Here is a 15318-nt window from a genome sequence, read left to right as displayed (position 1 = left end):
AGGGCGGGGTGGGGTCGGGGGCCCGCGCCTCGGTGGATCCGGGCAGAAGGGACCGTGGACGGAGATGCAGATCCGGCTGACCGTTCTCGGGCCGCGCGGCGGCCGCGCGGCGCGCTCCTGCGACGTGCTGGTCACCGCACCCGCGGGCACACCCCTCGGTGCGGTGGCAGGCGCCCTGGCGTCCGGCTCGGGTGGTTCCGGCCAGCCCGCGCGGGCCGGGAAGTCCACGCCCCCGCTCTACGCGGGCGCCGAGCGACTGGACCCGGCGACCGCCGTCCTCGGGGTGCCGCCGCTGCTCGACGGCGCGGTCCTGTCGCTGCACGCGCCCGCCGACGGGCACGACGGCGGACGCCCGACGGCCGCCGCCCGGCTGCACGTCGTCGGCGGGCCCGACGCGGGCGGCGTCCACCTGCTGCAGGGCGGCCGGATCCGGGTCGGCCGGTCCGTGGACGCGGACGTGCCGCTGGACGACCCCGACGTCTCCCGGCTGCACTGCGCCGTCACGGTGGACGGCGAGGGCCGGGTCACCGTCGTCGACCTCGGCTCCACCAACGGCACCGCCCTGGACGGCGCTCCCGTGGGCGAGCGCGCGGTCCCCTTCCCCGCCGGCGCGCTGCTGCGGATCGGCGAGTCGACCCTCCGGCTGGAGCCGGCGCCCCCGGGCTCGACCGTCCCTCCGCCGCCCGCCTCCATCCCCGCCATCCCCGACGCCGAGGGGCACCTCCAGGTGACCCTCCCCCCGACCTCCTGGCCGGACACCGGCCGCGTGGCGACCTGGCAGCCCGCCCGCCCCGCCGACGGCACCGCCGAGCGGCCCGGGACGCGCGCAGCCGGGCCCTCCGACGGCCCGACGACCACCGGCACCGGGTCCGGGAGCGTCGGCGCGGGCATCCCCGCCGCACCCGCGCCCGGGGAGGACCGGGCGGAGGCCGCGCCGGACGGCCCGGTCCGGCGGGACACCCCGCAGCGCGGCCTGTCCGAGCAGACCCGCGGCGTCGCGCTGCCCCAGGGCCGCCGCGGTGGCGGGCGGGCCGCGGAGGCCGGCAGCCGGATGGCCGGGGCGATAGGGAGCTGGGCCAGGCGCCTGGCCGCCGGCCGCGGCGCCCCGGGCGCCGACGGCCACGAGGGCGGCGGGACGACGTACGACCTGACCGACGCCGCGGCGCTGCGCGAGCGCTGGCCCGATCCGGCGGCCGTGCTGCTCACCGCGCTCGGGCCCGGACCGCGGCTGTGGGAGCGCGCCCTCGGCCATCCCGACCTGCTCACGGTCCGGCTCGGCACCGCGGACCTGACCGCCGAGGACGGCTTCCGGACGCTGCCCGCCGTGCCGTTCACCGTCGACCTGCGCGACCCGCACACCCATGTGCTGGGCCTCGCCGGACCGCGCCCCCGGCTGTCCGGTCTGGCCCGCTCCGTGATCGCCCAGTTGTGCGCCCTGCATCCGCCCGGCGCGCTGGAGGTCGCCCTGATCAGCGCCGACCGCTCCCGTCCCGCCGAACAGCGGGCCGAGGAGTGGGGGTGGCTGTACTGGCTGCCGCATCTGCGCCCGGCGCACGGCCAGGACTGCCGGCTGCTCACGGCGTCGGACCGGGAGCAGGCCGAGGCCCGCGTCGCCGAGGTCGTCCGGCGCATCGAGGAGGGCCCCCTCGGCGCGGGCTGGGCGACGGCCACCCCCGAGGAGGTGGCCGAGGCCGCGGCGCGCCGCGAGGGCCCGTACACGCTGCTGGTCGTGGACGGCGACCCGGGCTCGGCCTACCTGCGCGAGGCCGCCGGCCGTATCGCGGCCGCCGGGCCGTCGGTCGGGGTGCACCTGCTGTGCCTGGCCGAGAGCCCGGAGCGGCTGGCCGCCCGCTGCGGCGCCGTCGCCGTGCTGGAGGGCGACGTCGCGACGATGCTGCGGATGGAGCCGCACGGCCCCGAGCACATGACGATGGAGGCGGTGTCGGCTGCGTGGGCCGAGCGTTTCGCCCGGGCGCTGGCCCCGCTGCGCGAGGGCGACGCCGCGCCGCGCCGTACACGTTCCGCGCTGCCGCCCACGGCCCGGCTCCTGGACGAGCTGGACCTGGCGCTCGCCACCCCCGCGAAGATCACCACCCGCTGGGCCGGGCCCGCCCCCTCCGGCGGCTCCGCCGCGGCCGTCCTGGGCGCCGGGCCCGAGGGCCGGGTCCTGGTCGACCTGGTCGCCGAGGGACCGCATCTGCTGGTCGGCGGCGCGGCGGGCTCCGGCAAGACCGAGCTGCTGCGCTCGGTGGCCGCCGCCCTGTCCGCCGGCGAGCGGCCGGACCGGTTGGCCCTCGTCCTGGTCGACGGCGCCGGGACGGAACGCGGCGAGGGGCTGCGCACCTGCACCGACCTGCCGCACGTCTCCACCTATCTGTCCGCCTGCGACCCGGTGCGGATGCGCGAGTTCGCGCAGGCGCTCACGGCGGAGCTGAAGCGCCGTGACGAGCTGCTGGACGGGGCCGACTTCGGGCAGTGGCACGAGCGCCGCCGGCTGCCCGTGGTGCCGCGCCAGGCGGAGCCGGGCCACGCCCCGGCCACCGCGGCGGACCCCCAGGTGCGCGGCGCGGTGCGGGTGCGGACCCGCACCACCGAGCCGCTGCCCCGGCTGGTCGTCGTGGTGGACGACTTCGACGTGCTGGTCGCCCCCGCCCTCGGCAGTCCCGGCCGGCCGGCCGCGGGCTCGGTGGTCCGCGCCCTGGAGAGCGTGGCGCGCGACGGCGAGCGCCTCGGCGTCCACCTCGTCGCCGCGACCGGCCGCCCCGAGCGCACCGCGGGCACCCACACCGACGACTCGGCGCGGCTGCGGATCGCGCTGCGCACCGAGGAGCCGGAGTCGGCCGCGCTGCTGGTCGCCGTCGAGGAGCCGGCGACCGTCGACGACGCCCTGCCGGGCCGCGGTTACCTGCGCCGGCCGGACGGTGCCGTCACCGCCTTCCAGGCCGGCCGGGTCAGTGGCCGGATCCCGCGGACGGCGACCCTGCGGCCCACGGTGGTCCCGCTGGAGTGGGACCGCATGGGCGATCCGCCGACCCGCCGCCCGGTCCGCGAACTGGGCAACGGCCCCACCGACCTCGCTCTGCTGGCCAGTGCCCTGCAGCGGGCCGCGGAGTCCGCGGCGGCCGATCCGGTGCCGCCGCTGCTCTGATCCGTCCCGGCCCCCGCGCCCGCCCGAACGGCCGATCACATGACGGTCACAATCCAACCGCCGTGCGCTGAGGCGCTATTGCGGCGGTTATCAGACAGGGCGTAGGACTGAACGCGGAACAGCGGATGACGCGGGGACGGGACGCCCGGCGCAGCTGCCACGGCCATGCGGCGGGCTGCCACCGCGGCGCGGGTCCGCGCTGAGGGGATGGGCAGGCACATGCGGACATCCAGCAGGCGCACGCGCGGTACACGCCGGACGGTCATCGCCGTCGTGGCGACGGCCGCCCTGGCGCTGACGGCCGCCGGGTGCGGCGGAGGCGACGACGACAAGGGCACCCCCGACGGCGGCGGGAGCAGTTCCGGCGGGAGCGGGAGCGTCTCGCTGCCGGACCTCAAGGGCCAGAAGCTCGAGGTCGCGGCGGTGTGGACCGGGCCGGAGCAGAAGAACTTCCAGAAGGTGCTGGACGAGTTCACCAAGCGCACCGGGGCCGAGGTCGGCTTCGTGCCCACCGGCGACAACGTCTCCACCTTCCTCGGCACGAAGATCGAGGGCGGCCGGCCGCCGGACGTCGCGTTCCTGCCGCAGGTCGGCGTGTTGCGGCAGTTCGCGCAGAAGGGCTGGCTGAAGCCGCTCTCCTCCGACGTCCAGGCGCAGCTCGACAAGAACTTCAGCGCGGGCTGGAAGGACCTCGGCGCGTACGAGGGCAAGCAGTACGGCGTCTACGCCAAGGCCGCCAACAAGTCGCTGGTCTGGTACAACACCGCGGCCTTCGAGAACGCCGGGATCTCCGAACCTCCGGGGACCTGGGAGGACTTCCTCCAGACCGCCGAGACCCTCTTCGAGTCGGGCACTCCCCCGGTATCGGTCGGCGGCGCGGACGGCTGGACCCTCACCGACTGGTTCGAGAACGTCTACCTCTCCCAGGCCGGCCCGGAGAAGTACGACCAGTTGGCCGAGCACAAGATCAAGTGGACCGACCCCTCGGTGAAGGACGCGCTCACCACCCTCGCCCAGCTCTTCGGCAAGAAGGACCTGATCGCCGGCGGGCAGAGCGGCGCGCTCAAGACCGACTTCCCGAAGTCCGTGACGCAGACCTTCACCGGCAACCCGCCGAAGGCCGCCATGGTCTACGAGGGGGACTTCGTCGGCGCGTTCATCGGCGACAACACCAAGGCGAAGGTCGGCGAGGACGCCAAGGTCTTCCCCTTCCCCGCAGTGGGCTCCGGCAAGGCGCCGGTGGTCAGCGGCGGTGATGTCGGCGTGGCGCTGAAGGACACCAAGGGCGCGCAGGCGCTGCTGACCTTCCTCGCCTCCACCGACGCGGCGAAGGTGTGGGCCTCCTCGGGCGGCTTCGTCTCGCCGAACAAGTCGCTGGACCTGTCGGCCTACCCGAACGAGGTCTCCCGCTCGATCGCGGAGGGACTGGTCGCGGCGGGCGACGACTTCCGTTTCGACATGTCCGACCAGGCCCCCGCGGCCTTCGGCGGCACCGCGGGCAAGGGCGAGTGGAAGGACCTGCAGGACTTCCTGCGGAACCCCTCCGACGTCGCCGGCGCGCAGGCCAAGCTGGAAGCGGACGCCGCCAAGGCGTACGCCGGCTAGGCGGCCGCGATGGCGACGGCGGCCACGGCGAAGGGGCCGGCCGCTTCCGGCGGCGCGCCCTCCGCCGGGGGCAAGAGCGTCATGGGCACCCGGCGCTGGGTGGCGGGCCTGTTCCTGCTGCCCGCGCTGGTGCTGCTGGGCGCGCTGGTGGTGTACCCCATCGGGTACACCACCTGGCGCAGCCTGTTCGACAAGGCGGGCTCGGGTTTCGTGGGCCTGCACAACTACGCCTCGGTCTTCAGCGACGACAGCACCCTGACGGCGCTGCGGAACACCGCGGTCTGGGTGGTCGTGGCGCCGGTGCTGGCCACGGCCCTCGGGCTGGTCTTCGCGGTGCTGACCGAGCGGGTGAGCTGGGGCACCGCCTTCAAGCTGGTCGTCTTCATGCCGATGGCGATCTCGATGCTGGCGGCCGGGATCATCTTCCGGCTGGTGTACGAGCAGGACCCGGCGCGCGGCGCGGCCAACGCCGTCGTGGTCGGCGTCCACGACACCTTCGCCGAGTCCTCGGCGTACCCGGGGGCCCGGCCGCGGCCGAACGGCTCGCTGGCGGCCTCCGGCGGCGGCTCGTACACCACCCGGGACGCCGCCGGGGAGGGGACGGCGGTCGGGCTGCCGCTGATCGGCGTCCCCGCCGCGAAGCTGCCCGCGGGCACCGCGGACGCCCGGCCGGCCGCCGCCGGGCCCGGGGTGTCCGGCACCGTGTGGCTGGACTTCAAGCCGGGCGGGGGCGGCGAGCCCGGTGTGATCGACGCCGGTGAGAAGGCGCTGGAGGGGGTGAAGGTCGAGGCCGTGCGGGACGGACGGGTGGTGGCCTCCGCCACCTCCGGCACCGACGGCACCTTCTCGCTGCCCGCCTCGGCGGCCGACGCCCGACTGCGGCTGCCGGCCTCGAACTTCGCGGAGCCGTACAACGGTGTCGACTGGCTCGGCCCCACCCTGGTGACGCCCGCCATCATCGGGGCGTATCTGTGGATGTGGGCGGGCTTCGCCATGGTGCTCATCGCGGCGGGCCTGGCCGGGGTGCCGCGGGAGCTGATGGAGGCGGCGCGCATCGACGGCGCCAACGAGTGGCAGGTCTTCCGCAGGATCACCGTGCCGCTGCTGGCTCCCGTGCTGGTCGTGGTCGTCGTGACACTGATGATCAACGTGATGAAGATCTTCGACCTGGTCTACATCGTCGCCCCCGACACCTCGAAGGACGAGGCCAACGTGCTGGCCCTGCAGCTGTACCTGTCCTCCTTCGGGGCCGGCAACGACCAGGGCGTGGGCAGCGCGATCGGTGTGATCCTGCTGCTGCTGGTCGTCCCGGTCATGGTCTTCAACATCCGCCGACTGCGCAGGGAGGCCCGACGATGACGACCGTCGCAGGCACAGCGGAACCGGCGGAACCGGCGGAACCGGCGGGCCCGGCCGAGGCGCGGGCCGTCCCGGCCGCCGCCAGGCAGTCCCTCGCCTCGCGGGTCGTGGCCCGTACCGGCGGCGGGGCGCTGAGGGTCCTCCTCGTGCTGGTGGCCCTGTTCTGGCTGATGCCGACCGTCGGGCTGCTGATCTCCTCCTTCCGGGGGCCGGTGGACATCGCCGACTCCGGCTGGTGGAAGGTGTTCACCGCGCCCTCGCAGCTGACCGTCACCAACTACCGGGAGCTGCTCGGCAACGACGCCGTCACCTCCTCGCTGGTCAACACCGCGCTGATCACGGTGCCGGCCACGTTGCTGGTGGTGGTGATCGGGGCGCTGGCGGGCTACGCCTTCGCCTGGATGGAGTTCCCGGGCCGGGACTGGCTGTTCCTCCTGGTGGTGGGGCTGCTGGTGGTGCCGGTGCAGATCGCGCTCATCCCGGTGGCGAAGCTGTTCGGGGAGATCGGGATCTTCGGCGACATCATCGGCGTGGTGCTCTTCCACGTCGGCTTCGGCCTGCCGTTCGCCGTCTTCCTGCTGCGCAACTTCTTCGCGGAGATCCCGCGGGAGCTGCTGGAGGCGGCGCGGCTGGACGGCGCGGGCGAGCTGCGGCTGTTCGCCCGCGTGATCATGCCCCTGGGCGGCCCGGCGATCGCCTCGCTGGGCATCTTCCAGTTCCTGTGGGTGTGGAACGACATGCTGGTGGCGCTGATCTTCTCCAACACCGGCTCTCAGCCGGTCACGGTCGCCCTGCAGCAGCAGGTCCGGCAGTTCGGCAACAACATCGACGTCCTGGCGCCGGGGGCCTTCGTGTCGATGGTGGTCCCGCTGGTCGTCTTCTTCGCCTTCCAGCGCCAGTTCGTCTCCGGCGTCATGGCGGGCGCCGTGAAGTAGCCCCGTAAAGCACCGCAGGTCAGGGGGCAACACTCCGTCGCCGGACGGGTCGCCGTACGCGGCGCATGCCCGGGATATAACGGGCATACGCCGCGTAAGCCGACATTACGGATGTGCTGCCTTGCCCCGGTTCAGCGTCATCGTGCCCGCCCACAAGGTGCAGGCCTACCTGCACGAGTGCCTGGAGTCCGTGCTCGGGCAGAGCTTCTCGGACTTCGAGGTGATCGCCGTCGACGACCGCTCCCCCGACGCCAGCGGCGCCATCCTCGACGCCTTCGCGGCCCGCGACCGCCGGGTGACCGTCCTGCACCTGAAGGAGAACGTGGGCCTCGGCCCGGCCCGCAACGCCGGAACGGCCCGCGCCACCGGGGACTACCTGCTCTTCCTCGACAGCGACGACACCCTCGCCCCCGGCTCCCTGCAGGCCCTCGCCGACCGCCTGAAGGAGACCGCCGAGCCGGACGTGCTGGTCTACGACTACGCCCGCACCTACTGGGACGGCCGCGTCGTGCGCAACCAGCGCGCCGCACTGCTCGCCCAGGACGGCCGCCCCGCCGGGCCCCTCGACGACCGCCCCGAACTTCTGCGGCTGCTGCCGGTCGCCTGGAACAAGGCCTACCGGCGGGAGTTCGTCCAGCGCTGTGACGCCGCCTTCCCGCCCGGCTGGTACGAGGACGTCGCCTGGACCTACCCCCTGCTGCTCGCCGCCCGCAGCATCGCGGTGCTCGACCGGGTCTGCGTGCTCTACCGGCAGCGCCGCCGGGGCAGCATCCTGCGCACCACCAGCAGCCGGCACTTCGACGTCTTCGACCAGTACGACCGGGTCTTCGCCTTCCTCGACCGCAACCCCGCCCTCGACGGCTGGCGGCCCGCCCTCTTCGGCCGGATGACCGACCACCTGCTGGCGGTCTACAACACACCGGGCCGGCTGCCCCGCTCGTCGCGCGGCCTGTACTTCCGGCGCTGCAGCCTCCACTTCCGCCGCTACCAGCCCCAGGAGACCGGCGCCCGCCCGCACGGCGTCCCCGGCGGCACCCGGCGGCTGCTCGTGCGGCTCGGCGCGCGGCAGGTCTTCGACGCCGTGCGCGCCGCCAACGCGCTGCGCAGGAGACTGCGGCGGCTGGTGAAGGACACCGCGCGGGCGGCCCGGGAGGCGGGCCTGCGGCTGCACTACCGGATCCAGCGGCACCGCCCCCTCGACCCGGACCTCGCGGTCTTCGCGGCCTGCCGCTACGGCGGCTACGGCGGCGACCCCGCCGCCCTGGAGGCCGCCGTCCGCGACCTGGCGCCGCACCTGCGCACCGCGTGGATCACGACCCCGGCGTACGCGCACACCCTGCCGCGCGGCGTACGCCGGCTCCAGCCCGGCTCGCCCGCCTACTGGACGGCGCTGGCGCGCGCCGCCTACCTGGTCAACGACGTCAACTTCCCGCACGCCTACCGCAAGCGGCGCGGCCAGATGAACCTCCACACCCACCAGGGCACCCCGCTCGGCCGCACGGGCCTGGACCTCCAGGGGCACCCGGCCGCCTCGGCGGGCCGGGACTTCGCCCGGATGCTCGCCCACACCGACCGCTGGGACTTCTGCCTGTCCGCCAACCGGCACTCGACGGTGGTCTGGGAACGGGCCTACCCCGCCGGCTACACCACCCTGGAGCACGGCCGGCCCGGCAACGACGTCCTGCTGCGCGCCGACGCCGACGACGTACGGCGGATCCGCGCCGGCCTCGGCATCCCCGCGGAGTCCACCGCGATCCTGTACGCCCCCGCGCACCGCGACTACCGGCGCGGCTTCCACCCGCCCGTCGACCTGGTCCGCCTCGCCCGCGAACTCGGCCCCGGCCACGTCGTGCTGTACCGGGCGCCGGACGGCCACGCCGGCACGGGCACGCTGCCCGAGGGGCTGCCGGACACCGTGCTGGACGTCTCCGCCCACCCCTCGGTCCAGGAGCTGTGCCTGGCCGCGGACGCCCTGGTGACCGACTACTCCCCCCTGATGTTCGACTACGCCGGCCTCGACCGCCCCATCGTGGTCCACGCCGGGGACTGGACGGCCTACCGGGCCGCCCGCGGCACCTACTTCGACATCACCGCCGAAGCCCCCGGGCCGGTCGCCCGCAGCGAGGACGAGCTCCTGTCCATCCTCACCACCGACATCTGGCGCGGCCCCCGTTCCGCCCAGTTGCGGGCGGCGTTCCGGGCCCACTTCTGCCCGTACGACGACGGCCACGCCGCCGAGCGGGTCGTACGCCGCGTCTTCCTCGGCGAGGACGGCGGGGAGCCCGCCGTCCTCCCCCCGGAGCGCCGCACCCCCGCCCCGCCGGCCCGCCCCTGAGGCCTCATCCCGGCGGCGGGGCGGGGGTGCGCTCGTCCGCCTTGAGGACGGGCAGCAGCTCGGGTTCGCCCAGCAGCACCCGCCGTACGACGCGTTCGGCGGCGCGGCCGTCGTCCCAGGGGCAGAAACGGGCCCGGAAGGCCGCCCGCAGTTCGGCGGAACCGCGCGAGGACCACGCCCCGGAGCGGAAGGCGGCGGCGATCGCGGCCTCGTCGCGGGCGACGACGCCCGGGGTGTCGCCGGGGCGCCCGGAGACCAGGTCGAAGTAGACCCCGCGGGCGGCCCGGTAGACCTCCCAGTCGGCGGAGTGCACGACGATCGGGCGGTCCAGGCCGGCGTAGTCGAACATCAGTGACGAGTAGTCGGTGAGCAGGGCGTCGGAGGCCAGGCACAGCTCCTCCAGCGGCGTGTGCGCGGAGACGTCCAGCGCCCCCTCCGGCAGCGCCGCCGGGCCGGCCCCGGAGTGGAAGTAGTGCGCGCGGACCAGCACCAGGTACTCCCGCCCCAGCGCCCGGCACAGCCGGGCGAGGTCCAGCTGCGGGACGAACTCCCGCTGGTAGTCGCGGTGCGTCGGGGCGTACAGGATCGCCCTGACCCCGTCCGGGATGCCCAGCCGGGCCCGGATCCGCCGCACGTCGTCGGCGCCGGCCGTGAAGTAGGCGTCGTTGCGCGGGTATCCGGTGGGCAGCGTCAGGTAGCCGCCGGGGTAGACCCGCTCCCAGACCTCGCTGGAGTGGGGGTTGGCGGACAGGGAGTAGTCCCACTGGTCCGCGTGGTCCAGCAGCCGGCGGAAGCTCATGCCCTTGGCCACCGCCGGGTGGGCGCGCAGGTCCATGCCCATGTGCTTGAGCGGGGTGCCGTGGTGGGTCTGCAGGTAGACCTGGCCGGGGCGCTTGACGACCTCCCCGGTGAAGTTGGCGTTGTTCACCAGGAAGCGGGCGCGGGCCAGCAGTTCCCAGTAGCGGCGGGAGTTCGCCTCCACCCGGTCGACGCCCTCGGGGACCTCGTCCTGCGCACCGCGCCGGACCACCCACACCCCGTGCAGGTGCGGGGCCAGCTCGCGGGCCTTGCGGTAGATCGCGGCGGGGCTGCACAGCACCCCCCGGTTCCAGTACGCCGCGTACACCACCAGGTCGTCGTCGAGCGGGCGCCGGCGCTCCAGGGCGTACCAGCGGCGGTACACCTCGCGGGCGGCGGCGTTGCGGCGGGCGCGCAGCCGCCGGGCGGCGTGGGCGCGCAGCTCCGCGGCGCGGTGGGCGGCGAAGGTGCCGGGCAGCCCGGCGCGGCGGAAGAAGGCGGCGCGGTCCTGCGGGCGCAGCCGCCCGGGGTCGTCCAGGACGGCCGTGAGGCGCCGGTCCCGCTCGGCGCGCAGCACCGGCAGGTCGTGCCGGGCCAGCAGGGTGTCGTACCGGTCGGCCAGGGCGAGGTGCTGCGGGCCCGGCGTGCTGGAGAAGCTGCCGTGGCGGCGTCTGCGCCAGGTGACGCAGACCCGGTCCAGGCAGGCGATGCGCGGAGCGGCGAGCAGCATCTCGTACGCCACCGGGACGTCCTCGTACGGCCCGGAGCCGAAACCGAAGCCGGCCCAGTAGTCGCGCCGCACCACCCGGTTCCAGGCGGCGGGCAGGACCGTCAGGCACTCGGGGCGCTCGGTGGCCCGGAAGACGGCGTGCCCGGCGAGGGCGGCGGCGTGCAGGAAGGGGCCGTCCCCGCTCTCCGTACGGTGCTCCCACACGTCGAGCCGGTCGTGGTCGAAGAGCAGGACCTCCGGGTCGCCGGTGGACCGCAGCCGTGCGTCCAGGGCGGCCAGGGCTCCGGGCGCGAGGAGGTCGTCGGCGTCGAGGAAGAGCAGGTAGTCGCCGCTGGCGCGGGCCGCGCCGGCGTCCCGGGCCGGGCCCGGGCCGGCGTTGCGGGGCTGCCGCAAGGGGAGCACCCTGGGGTCGGCGGCGGCGACCTCCTCGACGACGGCGGCCGCTCCGTCGGGCGAGCAGTCGTCGACCGCGATGAGCTCCAGGTCCGCGTACCGCTGCCCGAGCACCGACTCCAGGCACGCGCGGACGTAGCCCTGTGCCTTCCATACCGGGACGATCACGCTGAACCGAGGCATAGGGCCGAGGGTAAGCAGGACCGGCCCCCGGCGCCCGGTGGATCACCCGAAAGGCGCAGGCGAGGTGACCGAGGAGGCGGTCGCGAGTTGAACCCCTCGCCCCCTGTCGCCCTCGTCCGGAAAGGGCCACGTCACCATGGTGTCGCGCACGCCCCGCCTCACGGTCGTCGTTCCGGTCCACAATGTCGAGAGCTGGCTGGAGGAGTGCCTGCGCTCGGTGGCCGCCCAGACCTTCGACGCGCTCGACGTGGTCATGGTCGACGACGGCTCCACCGACTCCGGTCCGGAGATCGCCCAGGGCTTCGCCGACCGCGACCCCCGCTTCCGCCTCGTCCGGCAGGACAACGGCGGACTGGGCCACGCCCGCAACACCGGCACCCGCCACGCCGATCCACGCACCGAGTACCTGTGCTTCCTGGACAGCGACGACATCGTGCCGCCGCGCGCCTACGAGAACCTGGTGGGGCTGCTGGACGGCTCGGGTTCGGACTTCGCGACGGGCAACGTGTGGCGGCTGACCGCCGACGGGCGCAGCCAGGCCTGGCAGCACCGGGACATGACCCGCACCGTCACCGGCACCCACATCACCCGGGACCTGAGCCTGCTGTCGGACCGGGTCGCCTGGAACAAGGTCTTCCGCCGCTCCTTCTGGGAGCGCCACCGCCTCGCCTTCCCCGAGGGCGTGCTCTACGAGGACACCCCGCTCACCATCCCCGCGCACTTCCTGGCCGACGCCGTCGACGTGGCCCACGAGCACGTCTACTACTGGCGGATCCGCGAGGGCTCCATCACCCGGCGCCGCACCGACGTCAAGGGCGTGCGCGACCGGATCGCCGCCGTCGACCACGTCAGCCGCTTCCTCGGCGACCCGGCCCGCACCCGCTGGACCTCCTTCAAGCGGGCCTACGACCGCTCGGTCCTCACCGACGACCTGCTCTACTTCATCGACGCCCTGCCGATGGCCGGCCCCGAGTACCGGCGGGTCTTCATGGACCGCTGCCGGGACTGGCTCACCCGGGTCGACCCCACCCTCTTCCCCGAACTGCCCGCCGGGCTGCGCATCAAGTGGCACCTGATCCTCAAGGACCGCCTCGACGACCTGCTGGCGGTGCTCGACCACGAGCAGCGCAACTCCGCCGGCTTCGGCGTCGCCGGCCCGCCGCTGCGCAAGCGGGCGGTGCTGCGCGGCGCGGACGGCGGCCGGATCGCCCTGCCGGCCGCCGCGGCCCGGCTGCGGCGCGCCGACTTCCCGGTGCGGGCGCGGGTGCGCGAGGTGGTGCGGGAGAACGGCCGGCTCGTCCTGCGCGGCTACGCCTACCTGCGCAACATCGACGCGGACCGCAAGGGTGCCGCGCACATCACCGCCGTCGCCGTCCACGGCCACGGCCGCCGGGCCAAGGTGGTGCTGCTGCCCGTCAGGATCCGGCAGGAGCCCGCCGCGACCCTCAACTCGCGCCAGGAGGAACACTGCTACGACTGGTCGGGCTTCGAGATCACCATCGACCCGGCGCGGCTGACCACCGGCCGCCGCCAGGGCGAACCACGGGCCGGCCGCTGGCAGCTCGGGGTGGTCGTCGCGGCGAAGGGGGTCATCCGCAAGGCGGGCCTGCGGGCCGCGGACGCGGGCTCGGGGGCGTCCCCGCCGTCGTACGCGGCCGGCGGCGGCATGCGGCTCGTGCCGTACTACCGGCAGGGCCGGCTGCACCTGTCGGTGGAGCCGGAGGTGCGGCGGCTGACCGCGCACCGGCCGGCAGCCGGCGGCACCTCGGTGGAGCTGGACTTCACGGGCGCGCCGCAGGCGACGGCGGTACGGCTGACGCACTCCGCGACGCCCACCGTGCTGGAGTACCCGCTGGAGCCCCTGGCCTCCGGGGAGGCGGACGACGGCGTCCGCCGGGCCCGCGTGCCCCTCGCCGACCTGACGGCCGCCCGGCCCGCGCTGGACGCCGGGCCGAAGGAGATCCGCCCCGAGGACACCGACAGCTGGGACGTCGCACTGCTGCGCCCCGGGCACGCCGACCCCGTCCACCTCGACGGGGCGCTGCCCGCCGGGCACTACGACCTGGGCACCGACCCCCGCCTCGGGGGGACGCCGCGGCGGCTGCTCGTCGAGGCGAAGGCGTCGGGGAAGCTGGTGCTGCGCGACCGCACCCCGCAGCCGGTGGCGGACGCCATCGGCTGGACCGCCGAGGGCGCCCTGGTCGTGGCGGGGCGCCTCGCCCCCGGCTCGGCGCCCGGCCCGGCCGAACTGGTGCTGCGGCACGGCACCCACCGCGTGGAGCACGCCGTCCCCGTCCAGGCCGACGGCGTACCGGGACGGCGGCCCGGCCTCCCGCCGCCGTCCAGCGCCATCCCGCCGCTGCCGTATCCACCGGAGGAGGGGCCGGGCCCGGACGAGGGGCGCCGGTTCACCGCCACCCTGCGCCCCGGCGCGCTGGAGTCCCTCGCCGGCACCGTCCCGCTGCCCGCCGGCCGCTGGTACCTGCTCCTGCGCGACGGGGCCGGCACGGAAGCGGCGGTACGGGTCGCGCCCGGGGTCTTCGAGGCGCTGCCGATGGCGGCGGAGGCGGGCGGCAAGTCCTTCTCCGTCGACCGCCGCTTCCACGACCGGCTGTTCCTCGACGCCCGGCCCACGGTGCCGGAGCCGCAGCGCGGCCCGTACCGGCAGCGGGTGCTGCGCGAGAGCCACCACCCCCGCACCCGCGGCCTGCCGCGCCGCGAGGCGGTGCTGTACAGCGCCTTCGACGGGCGGGCGTACGGGGACTCGCCGCGCGCCGTCCACGAGGAACTGCTGCGCCGCCGCGCGGCGGACGGGCTGGAGCACCTGTGGGTGGTCAGGGACGGGCAGGCTCCCCCGCCGGCGACCGCGCGGCCCGTCGTGCTGCACAGCGCCGCCTGGTACGAGGCGCTCGCCCGCAGCCGCTACGTCGTCACCAACACGCACCTGCCGCAGTGGTTCGTGCGCCGCCCGGACCAGACCGTACTGCAGACCTGGCACGGCACCCCCCTCAAGAGGACGGGCCGGGACCTCGCCGCGACCCTGTGCGCCGACCTGGTGCACCTGCCCCGCCCGCCGCGCGACCCGGGCGCCCAGTGGAGCCTGCTGCTGTCGCCGAACGCCCAGAGCACCCCGCTGCTGCGCGCCGCGCTCGGCTACGACGGCCCGGTCGCCGAGACGGGACTTCCCCGCACCGACGTGCTCTTCGCCGACGACCGCGACAAGGTCGCCGCCGCGCTGCGCGACCGGCTGCGGATCCCCAAGGACCGCACCGTCGTGCTGTACGCGCCGACGCGCCGCGACGACCTGGCGTACGACGCCGAGCACTACCGCATGTCGCCGCACCTGGACCTGGCGGAGGCCGAACGGGCCCTGGGCGCCGACCATGTGCTGCTCCTCCGCTCCCACCCCCTGGTCGCCGACCGCGTCCGCACCCCGCGCTCCGGGTTCGTACGCGACGTGTCCTCCCACCCGGACGTGGCGGAGCTGCTGCTGGCTGCCGACGTCCTGGTCACCGACTACGCGTCACCCGCGGCCGACTTCGCCAACACCGGCCGCCCGATGCTCTTCCTCGTCCCCGACCTGGAGCACTTCCGCGACACCCTGCGCGGCTTCTACCCCGACTTCGAGGCCCAGGCCCCCGGCCCGCTGCTGCAGTCGACCGCCGAACTGGCGGGCGCGCTGCGCGACCTCGGCACCGTGGCACGGCACAGCGCCGACGCGTACGCCCACTTCCGCGCGACCTTCTGCCACCTCGACGACGGCGGTGCGGCGGCCCGCGCCGTCGACCGGCTGCTCGAACCCGACCGTCACCGACCCTGAGGGAACCCAGGA

The 15318-nt window shown here is 75.3% G+C and carries 7 protein-coding genes; 6 read left to right on the top strand and 1 reads right to left on the bottom strand.

Translation table 11 applies throughout. The features are described 5' to 3' along the window. The first annotated feature begins 64 nt into the window (after nt 1-64). The 5 genes from OIE69_RS24610 to OIE69_RS24590 all read left to right on the top strand — a co-directional run bounded on the left by OIE69_RS24610 (nt 65) and on the right by OIE69_RS24590 (nt 9382). Entirely contained in the window at nt 65-3148 is a 3084-nt protein-coding gene (locus OIE69_RS24610; protein ID WP_326575672.1) for an FtsK/SpoIIIE domain-containing protein, read from the top strand. Between the two features lie 219 nt (nt 3149-3367). Further along, nucleotides 3368-4753: an ABC transporter substrate-binding protein gene (locus tag OIE69_RS24605; RefSeq protein ID WP_326575670.1), complete on the top strand. Its 1386-nt coding sequence runs from the start codon at nt 3368-3370 to the stop codon at nt 4751-4753. A gap of 9 nt (nt 4754-4762) precedes the next feature. Continuing rightward, nucleotides 4763-6112 (top strand): carbohydrate ABC transporter permease, encoded by a 1350-nt coding sequence (locus OIE69_RS24600; RefSeq protein ID WP_326575668.1) that lies wholly within the window; start codon nt 4763-4765, stop codon nt 6110-6112. After that, nucleotides 6109-7047 (top strand): carbohydrate ABC transporter permease, encoded by a 939-nt coding sequence (locus OIE69_RS24595; protein WP_326575666.1) that lies wholly within the window; start codon nt 6109-6111, stop codon nt 7045-7047. Before OIE69_RS24600 ends, OIE69_RS24595 begins: the two co-directional genes overlap by 4 nt. A gap of 121 nt (nt 7048-7168) precedes the next feature. After that, on the top strand, nt 7169-9382 hold the full coding sequence (locus OIE69_RS24590; protein ID WP_326575664.1) for a bifunctional glycosyltransferase/CDP-glycerol:glycerophosphate glycerophosphotransferase: 2214 nt from the start codon (nt 7169-7171) through the stop codon (nt 9380-9382). 4 nt (nt 9383-9386) lie between these two features. Here OIE69_RS24590 and OIE69_RS24585 read toward each other — a convergent pair whose 3' ends face one another. Continuing rightward, nucleotides 9387-11486 (bottom strand): bifunctional glycosyltransferase/CDP-glycerol:glycerophosphate glycerophosphotransferase, encoded by a 2100-nt coding sequence (locus OIE69_RS24585; RefSeq protein ID WP_326575663.1) that lies wholly within the window; start codon nt 11484-11486, stop codon nt 9387-9389. 136 nt (nt 11487-11622) lie between these two features. On the opposite strand from OIE69_RS24585, the gene OIE69_RS24580 reads away from it, so the two are divergent. Beyond that, the gene (locus OIE69_RS24580) at nt 11623-15306 is read left to right on the top strand and encodes a bifunctional glycosyltransferase/CDP-glycerol:glycerophosphate glycerophosphotransferase (RefSeq protein ID WP_326575662.1); all 3684 of its coding nucleotides are present in this window, start codon (nt 11623-11625) and stop codon (nt 15304-15306) included. Nucleotides 15307-15318 lie beyond the last annotated feature (12 nt).

The sequence above is a fragment of the Actinacidiphila glaucinigra genome, assembly GCF_035918135.1.
In the GTDB taxonomy this organism is placed as follows: Bacteria; Actinomycetota; Actinomycetes; order Streptomycetales; family Streptomycetaceae; genus Actinacidiphila; species Actinacidiphila glaucinigra.
The sequence above is the reverse complement of the archived record's forward strand: the minus strand, read 5'-3'. Positions and strand labels throughout refer to the sequence as shown.

Coding starts and splice junctions, on each gene's coding strand:
- OIE69_RS24605 (WP_326575670.1), top strand. CDS start 3,368: ATGCGGACATCCAGCAGGCGCACGCGCGGTACACGCCGGACGGTCATC.
- OIE69_RS24595 (WP_326575666.1), top strand. CDS start 6,109: ATGACGACCGTCGCAGGCACAGCGGAACCGGCGGAACCGGCGGAACCG.
- OIE69_RS24585 (WP_326575663.1), bottom strand. CDS start 11,486: ATGCCTCGGTTCAGCGTGATCGTCCCGGTATGGAAGGCACAGGGCTAC.
- OIE69_RS24610 (WP_326575672.1), top strand. CDS start 65: ATGCAGATCCGGCTGACCGTTCTCGGGCCGCGCGGCGGCCGCGCGGCG.
- OIE69_RS24600 (WP_326575668.1), top strand. CDS start 4,763: ATGGCGACGGCGGCCACGGCGAAGGGGCCGGCCGCTTCCGGCGGCGCG.
- OIE69_RS24580 (WP_326575662.1), top strand. CDS start 11,623: ATGGTGTCGCGCACGCCCCGCCTCACGGTCGTCGTTCCGGTCCACAAT.